Source organism: Nocardia iowensis, assembly GCF_019222765.1.
Lineage (GTDB): Bacteria > Actinomycetota > Actinomycetes > Mycobacteriales > Mycobacteriaceae > Nocardia > Nocardia iowensis.
The window spans coordinates 2,231,220-2,252,393 of record NZ_CP078145.1; the positions used below are offsets into that span (position 1 = coordinate 2,231,220).

Here is a 21,174-nt window from a genome sequence, read left to right on the forward strand (position 1 = left end):
CGCCCCAACGCTCATGCGGCGCCGCTTTCGGCCCCGCACACAGGCGCCCCCATGCCAGGCCGTTCGCCACACGAATCGTCCCATCCGAATCCCGCCCACCCCAACGCCGCCGCGAGCGGCGAGGGGGACACGGCTGCGGCGATCCGTGGATTCTCGCGGCGTGTAGTCCCGTTCGGTGTTTGGCCGGGCAGCCTCAGCGGGTAGCTGGACGTGGCTGCGGAGCGATCGGTGCACGCACCGTGTGGTCCAGGTTGGTGTCGGTCGGTTGTGGGTGGGGCGGGGCGTGGCTGGGGGACGCGCTGGCTTGCTGCGTGAGGTCCCGTTCGGCGGGGCTGCGGAGGGATAATGGCCGTCGGCATCGGTTGGTAGTTGAGTTGGCGGGGGTGGGGCATGGGGTTAGGTGGGGGTTTCGCCGCCGATTACGCCGCCGGGGATGGTTTTTGGGAGGTCGCCGAGTAGTTCGTCGGTGTTTTCTTGGGTGATCAGGTAGTCGGGGACTTTGTGTTCGGCGTCGTCTTCGGACTTGCCGCCGCGGGCGCCCATACCGGGGGCGCCCATGCCGGGCATGCCGGTTGCGCCGCGGGCGGCGGCTGCTGCTGCGGCGGGATTGGTCTGGGTGCCGGGGGCGGTGGGCGTGCCGGGGACGCTGCGGCCCGGTTGGGGAGTCGACGGACTGGGTGAACTTGGAGTGCCGGGACTGCCGGTGCGGCTTGGGGTGCCGGGGGCGTACGGGGTGCCGGTGCCGGTCGCCATGGTCTTCGTCGGATCCGTGGAGGTGGGGGTGGTGCCTGGGGTTTGGGTTGTTGGGTTGGCGCCCGCCGGGGTGGTTTGGGTGTTGCTCGGAGTTGTGGAGGCGGGGGTGGTTTGCGCCTGCTCGGGGGTGGTCTGGTCGCCCGGCTGCTGCGTAGTGCCCGGGTCGTCGGGCTTGCCGTCGCCATCCTTGTCGCCGGGGACGGGGGAGTTGGTCGAGTTCGGGTCCGTGCTGGTCGATTTGGACTGGTTCGGCTGACTGCCGCTGTTGCTGTTGTCGTCGGTGTATCCGCCGGGCGGAGGGGTGATGTCGACGGGCTTGGTGGGACTCGTCGGCGTCGGCAAGATGGGGATCTTGCCGTCGATCTGGCTGAATGGCTGCACGTAGTGCTCGTTCATCGCGACGCGCGCCCGCTGAGTCTCCTCGGATTGGTCACGCTGGAGGTCCCAGCGGTGCGGGGGCCAAGCCCACGATGTCCATGTGACGACTACCGGATCGGGAATCGCCTTCTTGGTGTTGACGATTGCGCTCGCGGCATCACGCACCCTGGTGTGCAGTTCGGCGAGGGCGGGCGTCAATGTATGGGCGTCGGTCGTGTAGTCCTGGATCGCCTTCTTCGACGCCTCGGCGGCCGGGCCGGACCACGCTTGGGAGATCGAGTTCTGGATAGAGCGGGCGAAGGTCGCTACGCCCTGCTCCCAGAGTTGATGCATCTGCCAGTACTTTTCGGCCTGGTTGATCGCGTCGGTGGTATCGAGCGGATCGAAGGCATCCTTGATCTCCGGATGCTCCCAGCTGTCTGTGTGCTCGCCGCCGCCCGGAATCCGGGGTGGTTCGTATCCGCTCATCGGCCAGTCCCGTCCGGGAGGAGGTATGGGCCAGCTGGGAGTTGAACGGGTGGACGCTCGGGGAGTGTCTCGTTCAGGCGCGTGAACTCACTGGCGAACTCGGTGTCCGCCTGCATCATTCGCTCTCGGGCCAATCGGTAAACCGCTTGGATATCTTCAACGATCTTGTAGTGCTGCTCCATGATCGCGAAGACGTCGTTGCCATCCTTCGTCAGTTTGGCCTTCGTCTTGAATCGATCGACGACTGTGCCTGCCGAAACCATCTGGTTGTTGGTTTCTCCGAGGCCCCAATTCGGCTGATTCGACACACCATCGGCGATCGTCTGGATTCGCTGGATGGTGCGCTTGAAGTACTCGCAGTCGCGGTCAATGTAGATGAAGTCTTCAGGCTTCATCTCAACCGCCAATTGACCTTCGCGAGCTGCGCTGATCATGTTCGACATCGGTCGAGGCGGTGCCGTCTGATCGTCCCCCATGAGTCCTTCCCTCCCAGTCGTTCCTATCGCGGTCAGTGGATTTACACGTTGGCCGGCATTGTCGGCACGACCTTCTCCGCGAGCTTCCGAGTGAGGTCGCAGGTGTCGAGGTGTCCTGTATTACGCCGCGACGGAGGATTGCTCAGGTTGATTTCGAGACTGCCGCCCTTCATCTCCACATCCACCGTGCATGCGGCCTCCGGGTGGTCATTGGACTGCCGGGTTGAGATTGCTCGGCGACCGTTGACAGTGAACTCGCGAGTATCAGAGAAGTTCTTCGCTCGCACCATATCGACGGTGATGTTCGTCGTCTGGATTCTCGCTCCGTACCCGTCTGTTTGGACCCACAGACACCCACGCCACTTGATGCCGCCAGAGGCATTGGAGTCATCAGGCGTCTTGTCCAGCAGTTTTTCGGAGTCCAACACGCTCTGCGGGACGTCAGTGCAGGGGTCGTAGCCGGAAGGCACGTCCGGAGCGACGCTCGTCGTCGACGTAGGTGAATTTCCCGTCGGCTTGGGATCCCCATCTGTCGACGACCCGCACCCGGCGATCACGAACACGGCGCCGAGCGCGAGAGCAGCTAACTGCCACGAATTCGACCTGCTCGTCATCGGATCCTTCGCCGCCGGTGCTGGTTTTGATCGCACAGGGCCGGACCGGCTCCTCCGCCCCCTGTCAGATCATGCTGACGCTACCGATGCGCCAACCTGGGTGCAAGCGCATCGCGTCAGGTGGGTAGCCCAAGGGGCGGGTGGGCTGAGCTGGGTCCAGGAACCGCCGCATCGCGGGTACTTGCGAGCCCCGGAACCGCGGGCAAACCAGGTTCCGGGGCCCCATCGCACGGTCGCCTCAGCCTCGCGACCGACTGAACTCGCCATTGGCGACACCGGCGGTGAATGCGTCCCACTCGCCGGGGGTGAAAACGAGCGCTGGGCCGTTCGCGTTCTTCGAATCACAAACGCCGACCAAGTCGCCGCCGAGGAAGGGGACTTCTACGCAGTCCCGGCTGGGGCTGCAGTAGCTGCTCTTGAACCGTGGGCTGTCGATCGATCTGTGTTCACGTCGCGTGCTCCTTCGCGATCTTGGAGAGGAGAGCGCGACTGCGGGACTCATCCAAGGCACAACGTTGCAGGTCGATATATGCCTGCTGATACTGCTTCACCTCGTCGGCCTTCTCGAGGTACAGCGCACCGTTGTGGCCCTCCGTGTAGACGATCGGTGGCTCTGTGAGATGTGCCATTGGGTGCCTTGGGAATTCGAGTAGTACGAAAGGCCCCACCGCCAGGCCTCCGTATGCCTCTGCGCTGAGTGGGACCACACGTACCGAGACGTTCGGCAACTCGTCAACTCGGGCAAGGTGTTCGAGCTGGTCTGCCATGACTGCTGGACCGCCGATTGGCCGGCGCAGCATGCACTCGTCCACGATGGCGTCGATGGCGAGCAGGTTGTCGGTATTGGTCAGCCGAGCCTTCCGTCGAGCGAACAGCTCGATGCGCCGTTCGACTTCCGCTCTAGGCATTGTGGGTGCGTCTACCCGAATCATCGCCCGCCGATATTCCTCGGTTTGCAACAAACCCGGCAACAGCACCGTCTGATACGAAATGATCCGCTCAGCAGCGTCTTCCAATCCGACAAACAAATCGAAATGCTTCGGAATGGCATCGCCGTACGCATGCCACCATCCGGTGCGATGCGCCTCTTCGACCAATCCGAGCAGCATGCTCGTCACGTCTTCGCATGCGCCGTACACCTCGCACAAGCGCTCGATGAACAACGGATTCAGCCGGACGGGTTGCCCGGTCTCCATCCGCCACAGTGTTTGCTTGCCAACGCCTATCTCTTGGCGGGCGTGTTCCGCGCTGACGCCTGAATTTTCCCTGAGTTCGCGCAGCTGACGTGCCAGCATGCGTCGCGGGAGGGTGGATCCGGTGGGGGTCACGGCAATGCCCTTTCGTAGCCTTACTATTGGCCATGTATGCAACTGGAACCGCATGGACGGGAATCCTTGGAACCTTGCGAATTTTCCCCTGGCTCCACTACTGGGAACGTTCCCGCCGATCATTTCCGGTGCTCTACTGAACGCGCGCCCCGGTCCGTGTCATCGAAGTACTGAAACCTTATCGGCGAGAGCGGGTTCAGGTCCACTCGGATCCGGCGCACCAAGCGACCGACCGAGGGGAGTCGAGGTTCAATATGAACGATCCAGTGTTCGCGGATTCACCTATTTCGCGCTGTGCGTATTACCGTCGCACATGCGGTCTACCCGCCGGAATCCATCCGGGGGTGGGCCGGATCGTCGTCAAAGCGGGTGTTGTCGGTGCGATCACTATGCCGGCCCGACTCGGCCAGCGCGTCCGTGACGACATGCTGTTCCGCAGCTGTCCCCTCGGCCCGGTTGTAGCCCACATCCGTTCCCGCCGTTGGACTTTCCTTTGCCGTCCCGACGTTCCCGACGACCTGCGCCTGTTCGCCGAACTGTTCCGCCTCGACGTCTCCATCGTCCCGTTCGGCAGCGAAATCGCCCTCCCGTCCCCGGACGACGCACGCGCCGCCTGCCGGGCTTGGGTAGTCCCACCGCGCGACACCTTCCGTCCTTCCGGTGCGGTCATCATCGACTACATCCGCACCTGCGCCGCGCGGCAGAGTGTCCGGTGACGGGCTCGCTTCAGACGAGTTATGACGTGCCGCAAGCCTTTACTCGTGCCAGCGGATATCCAGGTGGCTGTTAAGCGCTGGATGCCTGCAATGACGGCCTGTCCGCGATGGTGCGAGAGTCGAGCAGCTGGACTACGAGACGATGCTCCGTAGCGCTGGGCCACCATGTCCATCCACCGTCCGTAGGAAGCTGAGCGCATCGCCCCGGCGCCGTACCTACCCGTCGGGTTCGGTGACCATCGATTTCGCTGCCCGTGTACGCCGGTGGGCACCACATGCGCTGGCCGCGCGTTCAACAGCTCGCCGCGATAGGGGTGCGACGCGTCTTGCCAGAACCTCTGCATCCGTCCGCCACCGGCTCCAGACGTCCCACCCCCGAGCAACCACCAAACTATCCAGCGCACACCCTTTTCGGCAGCCGCACCCCCAGTACGGCGGGTGTGGTCGCGTCACAAAGGGTGTGCGGTCTACACGCGTGCCGCAGCACGAGAAGAGGGAGCGGGCGGTGAAAAGTTCGCTGCCGACGAGAGGGCAAGTGCTGCAAGCCTGTCGGGGGACTGCCGGTGACCATCCGTTGTTGCGGGCGGCTCGTGAACTGACCGCCCTACATGAGCGCAGGTTGTCCGCTGCCCGCGAAAGTACTTGTGAGTTGGACGAATATCGAGCCAACCAGGTCCGTGACGTCGATCGCTGGGTCACCGCCCAGCTACCCGTCCCGCATGGCGGCGCCTACCTGCACACCGAAACTGTCGGCGCGATCCTGGACCGCCTCGCCCGACTCACCGCGTGCGCCAACGCCGCCCTCTCCCACGAATCCGACTGGGACCTCTGGTTCGCCTTGGAGCGCCTAGCCGAACTGGCCATCGCGTACGAGGACCTCACCCATGAACTCAGCAGCGGCCGTCGCCGCCTGCCCCGTGGGTGTTGATCATGAGTTTTGTTCGCGCGGCGTCGATTCGAGCATTGATTCGGACAGGATTCGCCGGGTATTCGAGAACCGATAGAGGAGCACCCGCGAGTGGGTTAACCTGCCGAGGATCGTTCGATAAGCCGAGGGAGTTGCCGTTGATCGTGGACGGCATACGACGCTGGGCGGCAGTAGCGGCGATAGGCATGGTCGTTGTCGCGCTGTGCGGGTGCGGCACCATTACCAGAGATGCCACCGTGCGAACCAGCACCGAAGCCCGTGCCCCGAAATCAGCGAAAGCGCAAGCAGAGCTGCCGGGGTCCATGGAACTGGCCGCCATCGCACCTGGGACGAGCGAACTCATGGCGCGGGTCCGTGCGACCGATGCGTGCAGCCTGCTGAACCGCGAATTCGCCGAGCGCCTCGGACCATTCCAACGCTTCGACCGCAGTCCCGGCTGGGAACGCGGCACCGGCTGGACCGGCTGCGGGCTACTGGTCACCGAACCCGAGAACCCGGACACCTACTACTCGTTCAACCTGGAACTCGACAAGCTCTACACCTCGGACAAGCGGTCGTCGGACAAACCCGAGCAGATCAACGGCCGCACGGTGTATCGCAGCGCGAACAGCGACGACGGCAGGCCGGACGCCTACAGCTGCGAGTACCGAATCCCCGCCGGAGACACCGGATTCGGGCATTTCCTGACCATTGCCAAGATGGCGGGGGCGAAGAAGACGCCGGTCCCGTGGTCGCAGCCGTGCCGGTTCACCAAGGACTACCTCGCCGCAACCATCGACGGGGTGTCGGCATTGCCGCCGCATGTCATCGACCACCCGGTCGGCAGGTCATTGATGCAGCGCAACCCCTGCGCGGCCGAACAGCAGATCAGCGCACAATTCCGCGGCTGGCAGATGTCCTCGGTCGGCTGGACCAAGGCATACAAATGCGCGATCACCCTGATCCAGCCCGGTGGGGGGCACCGGGTGACCATCGAGGTGTCCTTCGAGCAGAACATCGAGCAGATGGTCAAAACGGGGGAGGTCCTGCGGCTACCCTCCGGCCTCGACGGCGGACAGTCCATCCAGTACGGCCGCCACACCACCGTCGAGGGACTCACCGGTATCGAAATCCGCTCGGTCCAGTCCACCGACCCCACCCGCCAGAACACCACCTGCAAGGTCACCCTCAACTACCGCCGCGCCGACCCACCCACCGCCAACAACGCCCACCTACTGCACGTCTCCCTGAACCTCGCCCCCGCCACCCCACCCTTCCCCTTCGACGCCTGCACCCAAGTCACCCAAATCACCCCCACCGTCCTCCGCGCGATCCCCTGAACATGCGTTCGCCGCGAGATGTGGTGGGTTTGGGTCAATCCAGGTGGACTTTGGGACCGAATATAGGGGTAGTCCTGGCTAGTTGGTTGGGACCAGACTGGCGGTTCCGTATGGGATGACGCAGCACCGGGGGACCGCCCTGTCCGCGAAGGGGTTGGTCTTGCGCATCCGTTCCGTTTGCCTGTTCGTCTTGGCCGCTGTATTCGTCCTCTCGAGTGGCACCGCCGTCGCGGGCCCGGCTAAACCGGCCTACATCTGCAAGGAGATGAGCTTCAAGGGGCCGCAGGGGCTCGGCATCTACTGCAACGCCACCGGTTCCGCGCCCACCACCGGCAAGGTCGTCGCGGGGTTCACCATCGAGATCGAAGACGACGGCCCCACCTTCTCCTGCACCAACGGCACAGCCACCCAGAAAGCCGATGGCCTCGAAGTGGTCGGGCGCTGCCACAGCCTCTCCCTCGGCAAGACCGACACCGACGGCGCAGCCGACGCCGGCGACAGCGCGGACTCCGATCCCTCCATGCCATCCGCCGTGCCCTGACCAGCCTTACCACCGCCCTGCCTCTACCACCCGAACCACTGCCCCAACCGGAACCCTTCCATTAGCCCCACAGCCTGGTCCCTTGGTCGCCGCTGTGCCGTCGGCGTACTCGATGAGCACGGGCGCTCCTCCCGTGTCCATCGAGGCGACTGCCGATTCAGTCCGTCGCTTTGTTTCCCGCGTGGTCGCCGAATCCAGTTCGTATGACGTCCCCCGCGTAGGCGGGCGATTCGTGCGTGGGCAATTAGACTGGTTAAGCAGACGGACCGGGATTCGTATGGTGTTGTGCGAAGGGAATGGGTTCGCCGGCGGCCTGTAGCGGCGTACCCGAGGACGAAGCGAGGAGGTGGGGCCGATGTCGAGCACCGAGGACAGGCGCTTCGAGGTCCTGCGCGCGATCGTCGCGGACTATGTCGCGACCAAGGAGCCGATCGGGTCGAAGAGCCTGGTGGAGCGGCACAATCTGGGTGTTTCCAGTGCGACGGTGCGCAACGATATGGCGGTGCTGGAGGCGGAGGGGTACATCACGCAGCCGCACACCAGTTCCGGGCGCATTCCTACCGATAAGGGATATCGGCAGTTCGTGGACCGGATCGCCGAGGTCAAGCCGCTATCGGGGGCGGAGCGGCGGGCGATCATGGAGTTCCTGGAATCAGGGGTCGACCTGGATGACGTACTGCGCCGCGGCGTGCGGCTACTGGCCCAGCTGACCAGGCAGGTCGCGGTTGTGCAGTATCCGTCGGTGTCCGCGTCGACGGTGCGGCACATCGAGGTGGTCGCGCTGAATCCGGCCCGACTGCTACTGGTGGTGATCACCGACACCGGCCGGGTCGACCAGCGGCTGGTCGAACTCGGCGCGCTGATCGACGACGAGGATCTGGCCGCGCTGCGCGGCATGCTCGGCGGCGCGATGGACGGAAAGCGGCTGGCCGCGGCGTCGGCCGCGGTCGCGGAACTGCCCGAGCGGGCGCCGCTGCGCTTGCGCGATGTGCTGATCCGGGTGTCGACGGTGCTGGTCGAGACGCTGGTGGAGCATCCGGAGGAACGACTCGTACTAGGCGGCACCGCCAATCTGACGCGCAATGCGGCCGATTTCGGTTTCCCTGGTTCGCTGCGTGACGTACTGGAGGCCCTCGAAGAGCAGGTGATCGTGCTCAAGCTGCTGGCCGCCGCGCAACAGCCGGGCACCGTGACGGTGCGGATCGGCGAGGAAACGCAGGTCGAGCAGATGCGCGGCACCTCGGTGGTGTCGACCGGTTATGGCACGTCCGGTGCGGTGCTCGGCGGGATGGGGGTGCTCGGCCCGACCCGGATGGACTACCCGGGAACCATTGCCTCGGTCGCGGCCGTTGCCCGGTACATCGGCGAGGTCCTCGCCGAACGCTGACGGCTCCGATGCCGCTGCTACCCTCGTACTTCCGGCCGGATAAAGTTGAGTGCATCCGACTAATGCTGTTCATCAGCATGCGGTGGGAACGGTGAAGGCACCGTCGGCATTGTCGAGAACGACCAAGGACTAGAGAACTCAAGTGGCACGGGACTACTACGGACTGCTCGGCGTCGCGAAGAACGCGACCGACCAGGAGATCAAGCGCGCCTATCGCAAGTTGGCGCGGGAACTCCACCCCGACGTCAACCCGGACGAGACGGCGCAGGCCAGGTTCAGGGAAGTGTCCGCCGCCTACGAGGTGCTGTCGGATCCGGAGAAGCGGCGCATCGTCGACATGGGCGGTGACCCGCTGGAGTCCGGCGGCGGCGGACCCGGCTTCTCGGGCGCCGGTTTCGGCGGACTCGGGGACGTGTTCGAGGCGTTCTTCGGCGGCATGAGTTCGTCGGGCGGCACCCGCAAGCCGCGTGGACGGGTGCAGCCCGGCGCGGATTCGCTGCTGCGGACCCGGCTCAGCCTGGCTGAATGCGCGGTCGGCGTGACCAAGCATCTGACCGTGGACACCGCGATCCTCTGCGACGTCTGCACCGGTGCGGGCACCAACGGCAAATCCAAGCCGGTCCGTTGTGAAACCTGCGGTGGCGCAGGCGAAGTGCAGTCGGTGCAGCGGTCGTTCCTCGGCCAGGTGCTGACCTCCCGCCCCTGCCCGACCTGCCGCGGCGCGGGCGAGACCATCCCCGACCCCTGCCATAAGTGTGGCGGCGACGGACGGGTGCGGGCGCGCCGCGAGATCGCCGCGCCGATCCCGGCCGGTGTCGCGAACGGCATGCGGGTGCGGCTGGCCGCGCAGGGCGAGGTCGGTCCCGGCGGCGGGCATGCCGGTGACCTGTACGTGGAGATCGTCGAGCAGCCGCACGACGTGTTCGTCCGCGACGGCGACGACCTGCACTGCACCATCCGCGTCCCGATGGTCGACGCCGCGCTGGGCACCACCGTGGTGATCGACACCATCCTGGACGGCCCGACCGAACTGACCATTCCGCCGGGCACCCAGCCGGGCGAGGTGTCGGTGCTGCGCGGCCATGGCATGCCGCGGCTGCGGTCCGGCGCGCGCGGCGACCTGCTCGCGCACCTCGACATCGTGATCCCCAGCAAGCTGGACAGCAAGCAGACCGACCTGCTGCGCAAGTACAAGGGCATGCGCCCGAGCGAGCGCGCCGAGGTCATGTCGACGCAGTCCGAGCACAACAGCGGCCTGTTCGCCAGGCTGCGGGCCTCGTTCAGCGGGCGCTAGTTGGCCGCGACGGTCTTCTACCTCGACGAGGTGCCCGAACCGGGCGCCATCGCCGTGCTCGACGGCCAGGAGGGCAGGCACGCCGCTACGGTGCGCCGGATCCGGGTAGGCGAGCCGATTACCTTGTCGGACGGGCGCGGTGTGCTTGCCGAGTCGGAAGTCGTTGCGGCGCAACGTGACCGGCTTGACCTGAGGGTTCTGAATCGCACTGTGGCGCAGCCGGTTTCGCCACGCGTAACGGTTGTTCAGGCGCTACCGAAATCAGACCGCTCCGAGCTGGCCGTCGAGCTGATGACCGAGGCGGGCGCCGACGCGATCATCCCGTGGCAAGCCGCCCGCTGCATCGCGAACTGGGAAGGCAAGGCGGGCAAGGCCGTTGACAAATGGCGTGCCGCCGCCCGCACCGCAGCCCGGCAATCCCGTCGGGCCTACATCCCCGAAGTCGCGGAGCTGCACCGCACCCGCGACCTGGTCGAACAGGTTCGAAAGGCGAGGGCGGACGGTGCGATCGTCGCGGCCCTGCACGAATCCGGCACCGGCCGTTTCACCGAGCTCCCGTTCGATGGCGCGCCCGAGGTCGTATTGATCGTCGGTCCCGAAGGCGGCCTCGACGCCGCCGAACTCACCGGCCTAGCCGAAGCGGGCGCCGACATCGTCTTGCTGGGTCCGACTGTCCTGCGCACCTCGACAGCCGCGGCCGTAGCCTTGGGTGCCCTCGGCGCTTTGACCCCCCGCTGGCACTAGCCATACACGGCCCGCCCAGCAGTCTCCCTCCACAGCGTCTCTAGCCCCTGTGGGCAGTCAAGAGCCTCTGTGAGACCGGCATCAGGCGGGCTGGCCGAGGTCGGCTACCTGCGCGGGGCCGGTGTACCGCGAGTGAAGAATCAAAGCGCACACGAGGATTGCGGCGATGAGCAGAAGGACGGCCACACAGAGGGTCAGGCCGGTCCAGCCGTAATGCGTGTAAGCGATACCTCCACCGCCGCCGATTACGGCGCTGCCGAGGTAGAAGGCGAACAAATACAGTGACGATGCGGCGCCGCGGTTTCCGTTCGCCATGGCGCCGACCCACGCGCTCGCCACGGTGTGGGAACCGAAAAACCCTGCGGTGCATAGAGCTATCCCGAGAACGAGGGTGACGAGATTGTCGGGGATCGTCAGGAACAAGCCGAGGCCCATGGTCGCTACGGAGGCGGCGAGGATCCGGTGGCGGCCGAGGCGGTCGGCGAGTCGGCCTGCGGCCGCCGAAGCCGCTGTTCCGGCGAGGTAAAGGATGAACACCAAACCGGCTACGGCGGCGGGCAATTCGAACGGCGGCTGGGTCAGTCGATAGCCGAGGAAGTTGTAGAGGGACACGAACCCGCCGACCAGCACGAAGGCCAACGCGAAAAGGCAGAGCAGCCCGCGATGGCGAAGCTGGGCGGCGAGATCGCGTAGTACCGTGCGGATTCCGGCCGGTCTAGCGTCGAATCCACGCGACGGTGGCAAGCCGCGAACGAACCACACGGTGCACACGGCCGCCGCGACGGAGATGGTGGCTTCAGCCCAGCGCCACGAGGCCAAGCCGAGGGTGAACGCCGGAACCACCCGCCCGGCCAGTCCACCGATCGTGGTGCCCGCGACGTAGACGCCCATCGCCGCGCCAAGCCCATCGGCGCCGATCTCCTCGGCCAGGTAGGCCATCGCCACCGCGGGCACCCCGGCCAAGGTGAGTCCTTGCAGCGCCCGACCGGTCAACAGCACCTCCAGCGACGGGCTGAACGGCAGCAGCAACCCGATCACCGCCGAACTCACCGCCGAGGCCGTCATCACCCGGGTACGCCCGATCCGCGAGGACAGCGCGCTCACCGGAATGATCGCCAGCGCGAGAAACCCGGTGGTCAGCGAAACCGCAAGCGCCGCATGGGCGGGCGCCGCACCGAACGCCGCCGACAGGCTCGGCAGCAGGGCTTGCGCGCTGTACATGGTCGCGAAGGTAGCCAACCCCGCCGCGAACAGCGCGGTGGTGATCCGGCGTTCGTGCGACGCACCGCTCCCCGCCCGGGCCCGGGTCTTCATCGTGGACATGGCACCTCCCGGACTCAGGATCACCAGTCCCCCCTCAGAAGGGAAGTGAATAATAATGGCCTAGTTCATGCACTGAGCGCATATAGAAAGGCCAACCGTGCGCCCCGCGGTCCCGGAGTGGTCCACGCCACTCGTCGATCCCAGGGTTTCCGCACGCCCCACAGCACATGTAGTCGCTGTGGGGCGCATCGAAACTCTGTGAACCGAGGACAACCGTTGGTCGGCGAACGAGCGGACAGAGAGGCAACCCATGCTGGGTGAAGACTTGGAATGGTTCACCACACTCGCCGAACTGGAGCGCGTCGGCGCGGCTGCCGAGCGCCTGCACATCGCTCAGCCGACCCTGTCGCGGATGCTGGGCAGATTGGAGCGCAGGCTCGGCGCCGAACTGTTCGACCGCCGCGGAAAACGCATCACCCTCAACGAGTTCGGCCGCATCTACTACGAGCACGCCCGCCGCGCGCAAGCCGAACTCGACGCCGCGAGCCAGGCCATCGCCGACCTCACCAGTCCGACCAAAGGCGTTGTCCGCCTGTCCTTCCTGCACTCCTTCGGCGGCTGGCTGGTCCCGCAACTGGTCGGCGGCTTCCGCCGCGGCTCCGCCCGAATCACCTTCGCGTTGCGCCAGGGACCCGCCGAAATGGTGGCCACCGATGTGCTCGACGGGATATCTGATCTCGGTATCGTCTCGCCGCGCCCGGCGGTGCACGGCATCGGCTGGCGCGGCCTGTTGAATCAGCGGCTCGCGCTCGCCGTTCCGGCCGATCACCGGCTCGCGGGTCGCAGGCAGGCGCGCCTCGCCGAGGTCGCCGACGCGGAGTTCATCGTCATGCATCCCGGCTTCGGCATGCGCCGCATCGTCGACGAATTGTGCGCCGCCGCCGACATCCGGCCGCGCATCGCCTTCGAGGCCAGCGACCTGATCACCGTCGCGGGCCTGGTCGCGGCCGGTCTCGGCGTGGCAGTGCTACCGCAGGAGGATCTGGGCCCGACCCACCTGCTGTCCGGGCCGGTGCTGATCCCGCTGACGGACGAGGGCGCGACCCGGGAAGTCGGCCTGGTCTGGTCGGCCGCGGCTCCCGCGTCGGCCGCGGCGCGACGGTTTCGTGATTTCACCGAGGATTGGGCGCAGCGACGCCGGGGAATCCAATGATCAGCCCGGTCCCTCCGTTAGCGGCTTATTCACTGGGCGGTGTCGGTGGGGCGCGTTAAACTTTCATCAACACAGCAGCACGTCGAGACCGGAAAGCAGGCTGTAGCCACTTTTGAGAACTCAAGGCGAGATCGGCGACCCGACCACCTCTGCGACGGGCATCGGTGCCGACACTAACTCGGGTCCAGCAGCACGCACCGTGCGTTCCAGTATCGAACTCGCTCCCGAATCCGTGTTCCCGTTCCTCGGTTCAGCCGACCAGAACCTGCGTGAACTCGAAAAGCTGCTCGACGCCGACATCCACGTCCGCGGCAATTCCGTCACCCTCACCGGCAAGGCGGCCGACGTCGCGCTGGCCGAGCGGGTGATCGAACAGCTCGTCGCGCTCACCAGCCGGAACCGCGTGGTGACACCGGAGGCGGTGCGGCACACCGTTTCGATGCTCACCGAGGGCTCCTCCGAGTCCCCGGCCGAGGTGCTCAGCCTGGACATCCTGTCCCGGCGCGGCAAGACCGTCCGGCCCAAGACGCTGAACCAGAAGCGCTACGTCGACGCGATCGACGCCAACACCATCGTGTTCGGCATCGGCCCGGCCGGTACCGGCAAGACGTACCTGGCGATGGCCAAGGCCGTGCAGGCGTTGCAGACCAAGCAGGTCAACCGGATCATCCTCACCCGTCCCGCGGTGGAGGCAGGGGAGCGGCTCGGCTTCCTGCCCGGCACGCTCAACGAGAAGATCGACCCGTACCTGCGCCCGCTCTACGACGCACTGCACGACATGATGGATCCCGAAGCCATCCCGAAGTTGATGGCGGCCGGAGTCATCGAGGTCGCGCCGCTGGCCTACATGCGTGGTCGCACCCTCAACGACTCGTTCATCGTGCTCGACGAGGCGCAGAACACCACGGCCGAACAGATGAAGATGTTCCTTACCCGCCTCGGCTTCGGTTCGAAGATCGTGGTGACCGGTGACGTCAGCCAGGTCGACCTGCCCACCGGCGCGCGGTCCGGGCTGCGTGCGGCGAGCGAGATCCTCACCGACATCGAGGACATCCACTTCTCGTACCTCACCAGCAGCGACGTGGTCCGGCACCGGCTGGTCGCCGACATCGTCGACGCCTACGACCGGGCCGAATCCGACACCCGGCCGCAGGTCGGACCGCACTATCCGGGCAACCGGGCGCAGCGCCGAGCCGCGAGCCGCGGCGATCGGCGCTGAGCTCCGGCTCCGGACCGTTTGGTCGACATCCGGCGACGCCGGGTGTCAACCTGTCGGACACAGCCCGTGACATAGGCTGACCGGGTGAGTATCGAGATCGCCAACGAGTCGGGTATCGACGTGCCCGAAGAAGATCTGGTCAGTGTCGCGCGCTTCGTGATCACCCGGATGGATGTGCACCCCGCCGCGGAACTGTCGATGGTGCTCGTCGATCTCGACACCATGGCCGACCTGCACATGCGCTGGATGGACCTACCCGGCCCGACCGACGTCATGTCGTTCCCGATGGACGAACTCGAGCCGGGCGGGCGCCCCGACAGCCCCGAGCCCGGCCCGTCCATGCTCGGCGACATCGTGCTGTGCCCCGAGTTCGCCGCCGCCCAGGCCCGCAAGGCCGGTCACTCACTCGATCACGAACTCGCGCTGCTCACCGTGCACGGCGTGCTCCACCTGCTCGGCTACGACCACGCCGAGCCGGAGGAGGAGAAGGAAATGTTCGCGCTGCAGGCCCGACTGCTCGAAGAGTGGTACGAGAGCTTGCGCGAGGCCCAGCGGCGCGCCGAGCTCGCCGCCCGAGACGCCAGGTTGCTGGGGAAGGCGGGCTTCACCACACCGGGTGACGCATTAGGACCCGCGTGAGTTCGTTGACCCTCATCCTGCTTGCCGTTCTGCTCATCCCGGTGGGCGGAATGTTCGCAGGCGTGGATTCGGCGTTGAACACGATTTCCCCGGCCCGGGTGGACGACCTGGTTCGCGCCGACCGGCCCGGCGCGGTGCGACTCAGCCGGATCGTCGCCGACCGCGCCCGCTACGTGAATCTCATGGTGCTGCTGCGCATTCTGTGCGAAATCGGCGCCACCGTACTGCTCGCCGCGGCGCTGATCTCCGTATGGCGGGACAACTGGGCGTTGCTGGTCACCGCCATCGTCATGGTGCTGGTCTCGTACGTGGTGATCGGGGTCGGCCCACGCACCCTGGGGCGTCAGCACGCCTATTCGATCGCATTGGCCGCCGCGTTGCCGTTGCAGTTCATCGGCGCGCTGCTCGGCCCGCTCAGCAGGCTGCTCATCCTGCTCGGTAACGCGATCACCCCCGGTAAAGGTTTTCGCAACGGCCCGTTCGCATCCGAGATCGAGCTGCGCGAGGTGGTCGAGATGGCCGGCGAGCGCGGCGTGGTGGCCGACGACGAACGCCGAATGATCCAGTCGGTCTTCGAATTAGGCGACACGGCCGCGCGCGCGGTGATGGTGCCGCGCACCGAGATGGTCTGGATCGAAGCGGATAAGACGGTGGCACAGGCGATGTCGCTCGCGGTGCGATCCGGGAACTCGCGGATTCCGGTAGTCGGCGAGAACGTCGACGACATTCTCGGCGTGGTGTACCTGAAAGACCTTGTGCCCTTTGCGGAACGGAGTCGAAAGGTGCTGGTGCGCGAGGTGATGCGCCCCGCCGTGTTCATGCCCGACTCCAAACCGCTTGACAGCCTGCTCGACGAGATGCAACGCAGGCGCAACCACATGGCGCTGCTGGTCGACGAATACGGCGGCATCGCCGGGCTGGTGACGATCGAAGATGTGCTCGAAGAGATCGTCGGCGAGATCGCCGACGAGTACGACACCGACGAGACGCCGCCCATCGAAGACCTCGGCGACGGCCGCTACCGCGTGTCGGCGCGCCTGCCGATCGAGGATCTCGGCGATCTGTACGGCCTCGACATCGAGGAGGAGGACGTCGACACCGTCGGCGGGCTGATGGCGCACGAGCTCGGCCGAGTGCCGCTGCCGGGAGCGAAGGTCGTGGTGCACGGGCTGGTGCTGCGCGGCGAAGGCGGTGCCGACGCCCGCGGGCGGGTGCGGGTGCACACCGTGGTGGTGCGCAGGGCGACCGAAAAGGCACAGGACACCGACGGCGAGAAGTCGAACGGCAAGCGTAAAGGCAATGGATCGGATCGGGAGACCCCGGCCGGTCGACACGAGGACGGAGACACCGAATGACCGAATTGGATCCCGAGGACAACAAACTGCTGGTGCTGGCGCGCGGCGCGATGGGCCGCGCCGGTGGTGCGAGCGGCGCCGCGATCCGCGACACCGACGGGCGCACCTACGCGGCGGGCGAGGTGAGCTTGACCGCGCTGCGCCTGACCGCATTGCAGGCGGCGGTCGCGGCCGCGATCTCCAGTGGCGCAGAGGGATTCGAGGCGGCCGTGGTGGTCGGCGGACGGTTGTCCGACCGTGGCGTGACGGCGGTGCGCGAGGTGTCGCCCGCAGCCAAGATCATCTTTACCGACCGGGACGGCGCGGTCTTCGAGATCGTCGACGACGCGGAGACCAGTGTCGACGCGGATTCGGTCAGCGAGGTGCGCGGTGGCTGACGGCGAATTCCGTTCCGGCTTCGTCTGTTTCGTCGGCCGCCCGAACACCGGAAAATCGACGCTGACCAATGCCCTCGTCGGCCAGAAGATCGCCATCACCTCCTCCCGTCCGCAGACCACCAGGCACACCATCCGCGGCATCGTGCACCGCGAGCACGCCCAGCTCATCCTCGTCGACACCCCTGGTCTGCACCGCCCCCGCACCCTGCTCGGCCAGCGACTGAACGACCTTGTGCGCGATACGTATTCGGAGGTCGACGTGATCACGCTCTGTGTCCCGGCCGACGAGAAGATCGGGCCGGGCGACAAGTGGATCGTGCAGCAGATCAAGCAGATGGCGCCGAAAACGACTCTGCTCGGTGTGGTAACCAAGATCGACAAGGTGAGCCGGGACCAGATCGCCGAACAGCTGCTCGCGCTGTCCCGGCTGCTCGGGCCGGACGCCGACGTGGTGCCGGTGTCGGCGGTCAAGGGTGAGCAGATCGAGGTCCTCGTCGACGTCATCGCCTCGAAAATGCCGGAGGGACCTGCCTTTTACCCCGACGGTGAGCTCACCGACGAGCCGGAGGAAACCCTCATGGCCGAGCTCATCCGCGAGGCGGCGCTAGAGGGCGTCCGCGACGAACTGCCGCACTCGCTGGCCGTGGTGATCGAGGAGATCCTGCCCTACCAGGAACGCGAGGACATGCTCGACGTCCACGCCATCCTCTACGTCGAACGCCCCAGCCAGAAGTCGATCATCATCGGCAAAGGCGGCGCCCGCCTCAAAGAGGTAGGTACCAACGCCCGCCACCAGATCGAACACATCCTCGGCACCCGCATCTACCTCAACCTGCACGTGAAGGTGGCGAAGGACTGGCAGCGGGACCCGAAACAGTTGGGCAAACTGGGGTTCTAGAGGTCGGACAGCATTCAGTCCGAGGTAGTTCCCCTGGGGAGTCGGTGGTACACGATGCGGTCCCTTGACGCGATCGCCCCTGTTGTCCGCGTGGCGCCGTCGACACTCACAATCAGCTGCCTCGGTGGGTCGGGTTGCGGAATCGAGGCCACATTGACGGCGGAATTCGACGGTCCGATGCAGTCGATCAATCTGATCTCGGTCAAAGCTGGGAAGTCGGCGAGAAAGATCAGATCGTACGGCAGAACGGTGCCGCGCAGTTCCAGCGATTGCAGCGCCGGTAACACAGCCGGTAGCGGCTGGAAACCTGCGTCGAGGTCGCAGTTGGCCAGTACCAGGTTCTCGAGCTGGGCCGCGCACCCGACTGCAGCGAGGGGGAGGTGCGCATGCATGCCAGCGAGACTTAGCGTTCTCAGCCCGGATTCCACGACAAATGACAGGTCGTAGCCCGGATGGACTGAGCCAAGACCGAGCGATTGCAGACAGGTCGGCAGTGTGACATCGGTGAGCGGCGGAAGCGGCTCCCATCCGGTCAGTTCGAGTGTGGACAAGCCGGTGCGTGTTGCCAGTGTTGCGAGGTTTACCGCCTTGACCCGGCTATCAACAGCGTTGAGCGTCAAGTGCCTTGGATAATCGGGCGGTAGCACGGTCAGCGCGCCGAGGTCATTCGTTCCGATCAGCCGCTTGATGCGAAGAACGTGGACGGCGGGGAGCTCACCGAAGGCGAGGTCGTCGAGGTTGGTCGGGTAGTCGATGATCAACCTTTTGAGGTTGTCGAGCCGAGTCGCCGGCTTCCATTGGCCCGGATCGACCAGTTGGAGGCGGAGACCAGGTTCGGCGGGGACTTTGGCGAGCACCTGATCGGCGTACTCGTCCAGGTCGAAGTAGGCCCAGGCCTCGCCGAGCGCTACCTGTCCCGTCAGTCGCCCGTCCTGGGCATAAGCTGCCAGCAATCGCAACGCCGCGGTGCCGCCGATCTGCGCCACCGTGCGTATCGTCGCCGACACTTCCTCGGATCGCAGCTGCCCGAGGGTTTTCGGCAGATGATGCAAGATGGACTCGCCGACAGACGCCAGCGAGACACCCTCTTCATAGGAGCGAGGCGGAACCAGCCGTGCGATGGATTTGTCCAGCCGGTCGGCGAGTTCGCCGGAGATCGATTCGATCGTTTCCATGCAGGATGCGGCCAGTAAGCACATCTCTCTTCGGTTCGCACTGTTCCGGACGGAAAGCTCGAGGATTCCGGTGATCAACTCCTGCCGTTGGCTGCGATTGGCGTGGCCCGCCGCCATGATGATCGTGTCGCGCCAGGCGTCCAGGTGCGCCCGACTTATCAAGTTCCCCATTCGATCCTGCGCGGCGGCCTCGCCCGCGGCGAGATACTCCTGGAAAGTCCGGTGTACGAAATCGATTCGGCCCTCGGCGGGGGACCTCAGCACGCCCGAGCGGTTGAGCAAATAGTCCATCACGCGTACGGGCTCGACGTCGAGGTGACGCATGGAAGCGATCTTCGCGGTCACGTATTCCGTGGCCTTGACGACATCCAGTTCGTTGAGATTGTTGTCGGACAGCCGCCATGCCAGATCCCGCAGCACGGTGAGCTTGTCGGTCAAGCTCAGCGAAACCTCTTGTGCGGCAGGAATATGGCGCTCCGCGTCGCGGCGCTGCACCAGCATTTCGACCGCGATCTGGTACAGCTCCATGCGATTACGCGGCAGCTGTCGATTGCGGCTCAAGTGCAGCGAACACAACATCGCCGCGAGCAGTGGGTTGGTAGCCAGTGCGAGCAGATGATGCCGATCCTGAATGCTCGCGACGAGGGCACGCTCGTACTCGGGCAGTTCCAAGGGCGGGCAAGGCAGCCGCTGTCCGCTCGCCTCCACGGCCTGGTGCCATTGTCGGATAAAGGCTTTCAGATCGGTTGGGGTCATTCGCTCGAGCTCGACGGGTGCGAATCCCGCCTCATCGAGCCAATCGTTGCGCGCGGCGATCGGCCGGGAGGTCACCACCACCCGGGTGGTTGGATACGAGTGGAGCAGCAGAGTGATCCACTCGCGCACCCGGTGCCGGTCGGCGGGGACGAGTTCGTCGACTCCGTCGATGAGCAGCAGGATTTGTCCGTCGGTGAGCAGGCGGTCGATCCACCCGTTGGGCATATGGCTCGTGATAAGGCCTGCCGCGTCATCGAGTAGCTCGTGGAGTTTCGGCAATTCGCGAGAGGCGTAGCTACGCAACCTGAGCAGTACCGGGACGAGCCCGTTCCAGGTGGCCAACTCGCCGGTGAACGACGCACGCGCCGCCGTGGTCGCCAGCCAGCGCAGCAGGGTGGTCTTGCCGGAGCCCGCTTCACCGCGCAGCAGGATTCTCGATTTTCGACTCAACGCCGCTTCGACCCGCTCGCCACCCGTTTCTTGCTCGTCGGCCTGCCACGCTTCGATACCTGTCCGTGGTGCCGGGCTGCGCCACAGTGCAGGGTCTTTGGGTATCCGGAGCCACCGTCCGCCGGGCTCTGTGGTCACCCGCAGGCTGACGTAGGCAACCGAGAGCTTGGTGCGCAACGGCTGCTCTACGGCGAAACTGAACAGCTCGACCTCATCGAGAGACCGGCTGATCAGTGTCAGGTATTCATGGCGAAAGGCGGCGTCGTGGTCGCTGCCACCCGGAGCGTACAAAGAGCGTTTGGGCAGTCGTTCCAAGACCTCCCTGACATCCTTGCCCAGTTCGTCCACCCGACTGAGCAATTCGGCCACTGCCCGTTCGGTGAACACCGGCAGATGGCGAACGATCTGGACATAGCAATCGCAGCATTCCGCGACGAGCTGTTCATAGAGCGCCGACCCGGCCGCACTGAGCCCGACCGGCGGCCGTGCAGCTTCACGGATCCGGCGCGCCAGCTGTGCCGAGTCCGCGTTGGACTCGAAGATCACCTTGTCGGAGAGATCGGCGTTTTCGAACGCGTCGATCACCGCATCGACTACCGCAGCGTGCTCACCCGCGTCCATTCCGCGGAACTCATGCGTCAGCATCGGCTCCAGCCGGTCGGCCACTGAATCCGCGATCTGCTCGAACTGCCGCTGCACGCTGCGCTGCGGACGCAGGCCGGGAATGTATCGCCGAATCAGCCCGTCCATATCGGACCGCCGGTCTTGATCCCCCTGCTGTTTCGCCAGTAGGAGATGCGCCGCACGTCCGACCAGCGCGGTACCCAGCCTGATCGCAATGAGTTCTGCGCTCATGTTCCCCCTGCCGACAAGGTTTGCGCTG

At 65.7% G+C, this 21,174-nt stretch carries 20 protein-coding genes; 13 read left to right on the top strand and 7 right to left on the bottom strand.

Features of this window, described 5'->3' with window-relative positions; translation table 11 throughout:
* Positions 1-396: 396 nt before the first annotated feature.
* The 5 genes from KV110_RS10120 to KV110_RS10140 form a co-directional block, all read right to left on the bottom strand.
* Entirely contained in the window at positions 397-1,599 is a 1,203-nt protein-coding gene (locus KV110_RS10120) for a hypothetical protein (protein ID WP_218475405.1), read from the bottom strand.
* Positions 1,596-2,075 (bottom strand): hypothetical protein, encoded by a 480-nt coding sequence (locus KV110_RS10125; protein ID WP_246634444.1) that lies wholly within the window; start codon positions 2,073-2,075, stop codon positions 1,596-1,598. Before KV110_RS10125 ends, KV110_RS10120 begins: the two co-directional genes overlap by 4 nt.
* A gap of 41 nt (positions 2,076-2,116) precedes the next feature.
* Positions 2,117-2,689: a DUF3558 domain-containing protein gene (locus KV110_RS10130; protein WP_218475407.1), complete on the bottom strand. Its 573-nt coding sequence runs from the start codon at positions 2,687-2,689 to the stop codon at positions 2,117-2,119.
* A 238-nt stretch (positions 2,690-2,927) separates the two neighbouring features.
* The gene (locus KV110_RS10135; RefSeq protein WP_218475409.1) at positions 2,928-3,191 is read right to left on the bottom strand and encodes a DUF397 domain-containing protein; all 264 of its coding nucleotides are present in this window, start codon (positions 3,189-3,191) and stop codon (positions 2,928-2,930) included.
* The gene (locus KV110_RS10140; RefSeq protein WP_246634445.1) at positions 3,136-3,984 is read right to left on the bottom strand and encodes a helix-turn-helix domain-containing protein; all 849 of its coding nucleotides are present in this window, start codon (positions 3,982-3,984) and stop codon (positions 3,136-3,138) included. Before KV110_RS10140 ends, KV110_RS10135 begins: the two co-directional genes overlap by 56 nt.
* A 287-nt stretch (positions 3,985-4,271) precedes the next feature.
* Here KV110_RS10140 and KV110_RS10145 point away from each other — a divergent pair, with 287 nt between their 5' ends.
* The 7 genes from KV110_RS10145 to KV110_RS10175 all read left to right on the top strand — a co-directional run bounded on the left by KV110_RS10145 (position 4,272) and on the right by KV110_RS10175 (position 10,946).
* Complete coding sequence (locus tag KV110_RS10145) at positions 4,272-4,733, top strand: DNA-directed RNA polymerase subunit beta (protein ID WP_218475412.1); 462 nt, start codon at positions 4,272-4,274, stop codon at positions 4,731-4,733.
* 649 nt (positions 4,734-5,382) lie between these two features.
* Positions 5,383-5,661: a DUF4254 domain-containing protein gene (locus tag KV110_RS41365; RefSeq protein WP_246634446.1), complete on the top strand. Its 279-nt coding sequence runs from the start codon at positions 5,383-5,385 to the stop codon at positions 5,659-5,661.
* Positions 5,662-5,804: 143 nt separating this feature from the next.
* On the top strand, positions 5,805-6,980 hold the full coding sequence (locus KV110_RS10155; protein WP_218475414.1) for a DUF3558 domain-containing protein: 1,176 nt from the start codon (positions 5,805-5,807) through the stop codon (positions 6,978-6,980).
* Positions 6,981-7,140: 160 nt separating this feature from the next.
* Positions 7,141-7,521 (top strand): hypothetical protein, encoded by a 381-nt coding sequence (locus KV110_RS10160; protein WP_218475415.1) that lies wholly within the window; start codon positions 7,141-7,143, stop codon positions 7,519-7,521.
* Between the two features lie 355 nt (positions 7,522-7,876).
* Positions 7,877-8,908: a heat-inducible transcriptional repressor HrcA gene (hrcA, locus tag KV110_RS10165; RefSeq protein ID WP_218475417.1), complete on the top strand. Its 1,032-nt coding sequence runs from the start codon at positions 7,877-7,879 to the stop codon at positions 8,906-8,908.
* Between the two features lie 142 nt (positions 8,909-9,050).
* The gene (gene dnaJ / locus KV110_RS10170; RefSeq protein WP_218475418.1) at positions 9,051-10,202 is read left to right on the top strand and encodes a molecular chaperone DnaJ; all 1,152 of its coding nucleotides are present in this window, start codon (positions 9,051-9,053) and stop codon (positions 10,200-10,202) included.
* Entirely contained in the window at positions 10,203-10,946 is a 744-nt protein-coding gene (locus KV110_RS10175; protein ID WP_218475420.1) for a 16S rRNA (uracil(1498)-N(3))-methyltransferase, read from the top strand.
* Positions 10,947-11,027: 81 nt separating this feature from the next.
* On the opposite strand, the gene KV110_RS10180 is transcribed toward KV110_RS10175, so the two are convergent.
* Positions 11,028-12,269 (bottom strand): MFS transporter, encoded by a 1,242-nt coding sequence (locus tag KV110_RS10180; RefSeq protein WP_246634447.1) that lies wholly within the window; start codon positions 12,267-12,269, stop codon positions 11,028-11,030.
* Positions 12,270-12,519: 250 nt separating this feature from the next.
* Here KV110_RS10180 and KV110_RS10185 point away from each other — a divergent pair, with 250 nt between their 5' ends.
* The 6 genes from KV110_RS10185 to era all read left to right on the top strand — a co-directional run bounded on the left by KV110_RS10185 (position 12,520) and on the right by era (position 17,910).
* Positions 12,520-13,422, top strand: coding sequence for a LysR family transcriptional regulator (locus tag KV110_RS10185; protein ID WP_218475422.1), 903 nt, complete (start codon positions 12,520-12,522; stop codon positions 13,420-13,422).
* A 160-nt stretch (positions 13,423-13,582) separates the two neighbouring features.
* Complete coding sequence (locus KV110_RS10190; RefSeq protein ID WP_218478323.1) at positions 13,583-14,641, top strand: PhoH family protein; 1,059 nt, start codon at positions 13,583-13,585, stop codon at positions 14,639-14,641.
* An 84-nt stretch (positions 14,642-14,725) separates the two neighbouring features.
* Complete coding sequence (ybeY, locus tag KV110_RS10195) at positions 14,726-15,280, top strand: rRNA maturation RNase YbeY (protein ID WP_218475424.1); 555 nt, start codon at positions 14,726-14,728, stop codon at positions 15,278-15,280.
* Positions 15,281-15,330: 50 nt separating this feature from the next.
* Positions 15,331-16,635, top strand: coding sequence for a hemolysin family protein (locus KV110_RS10200; RefSeq protein WP_393539130.1), 1,305 nt, complete (start codon positions 15,331-15,333; stop codon positions 16,633-16,635).
* Positions 16,632-17,012: a cytidine deaminase gene (locus KV110_RS10205; RefSeq protein ID WP_218475428.1), complete on the top strand. Its 381-nt coding sequence runs from the start codon at positions 16,632-16,634 to the stop codon at positions 17,010-17,012. Before KV110_RS10200 ends, KV110_RS10205 begins: the two co-directional genes overlap by 4 nt.
* Positions 17,005-17,910 (top strand): GTPase Era, encoded by a 906-nt coding sequence (gene era / locus KV110_RS10210; protein WP_218475429.1) that lies wholly within the window; start codon positions 17,005-17,007, stop codon positions 17,908-17,910. The genes KV110_RS10205 and era overlap by 8 nt, the downstream gene beginning before the upstream one ends.
* A gap of 14 nt (positions 17,911-17,924) precedes the next feature.
* Here the strand turns inward: era and KV110_RS10215 are convergent, their stop codons facing one another.
* Complete coding sequence (locus KV110_RS10215) at positions 17,925-21,146, bottom strand: NACHT domain-containing protein (protein ID WP_218475431.1); 3,222 nt, start codon at positions 21,144-21,146, stop codon at positions 17,925-17,927.
* Positions 21,147-21,174 lie beyond the last annotated feature (28 nt).

Excerpts from the sequence above, each read along its gene's own strand:
- KV110_RS10120 (WP_218475405.1), bottom strand. The coding sequence starts at position 1,599 with ATGAGCGGATACGAACCACCCCGGATTCCGGGCGGCGGCGAGCACACA.
- KV110_RS10125 (WP_246634444.1), bottom strand. The coding sequence starts at position 2,075 with ATGGGGGACGATCAGACGGCACCGCCTCGACCGATGTCGAACATGATC.
- KV110_RS10130 (WP_218475407.1), bottom strand. The coding sequence starts at position 2,689 with ATGACGAGCAGGTCGAATTCGTGGCAGTTAGCTGCTCTCGCGCTCGGC.
- KV110_RS10135 (WP_218475409.1), bottom strand. The coding sequence starts at position 3,191 with ATGAGTCCCGCAGTCGCGCTCTCCTCTCCAAGATCGCGAAGGAGCACG.
- KV110_RS10140 (WP_246634445.1), bottom strand. The coding sequence starts at position 3,984 with ATGCTGGCACGTCAGCTGCGCGAACTCAGGGAAAATTCAGGCGTCAGC.
- KV110_RS10145 (WP_218475412.1), top strand. The coding sequence starts at position 4,272 with ATGAACGATCCAGTGTTCGCGGATTCACCTATTTCGCGCTGTGCGTAT.
- hrcA (WP_218475417.1), top strand. The coding sequence starts at position 7,877 with ATGTCGAGCACCGAGGACAGGCGCTTCGAGGTCCTGCGCGCGATCGTC.
- KV110_RS10180 (WP_246634447.1), bottom strand. The coding sequence starts at position 12,269 with ATGTCCACGATGAAGACCCGGGCCCGGGCGGGGAGCGGTGCGTCGCAC.
- KV110_RS10185 (WP_218475422.1), top strand. The coding sequence starts at position 12,520 with ATGCTGGGTGAAGACTTGGAATGGTTCACCACACTCGCCGAACTGGAG.
- KV110_RS10200 (WP_393539130.1), top strand. The coding sequence starts at position 15,331 with ATGTTCGCAGGCGTGGATTCGGCGTTGAACACGATTTCCCCGGCCCGG.
- KV110_RS10205 (WP_218475428.1), top strand. The coding sequence starts at position 16,632 with ATGACCGAATTGGATCCCGAGGACAACAAACTGCTGGTGCTGGCGCGC.
- KV110_RS10215 (WP_218475431.1), bottom strand. The coding sequence starts at position 21,146 with ATGAGCGCAGAACTCATTGCGATCAGGCTGGGTACCGCGCTGGTCGGA.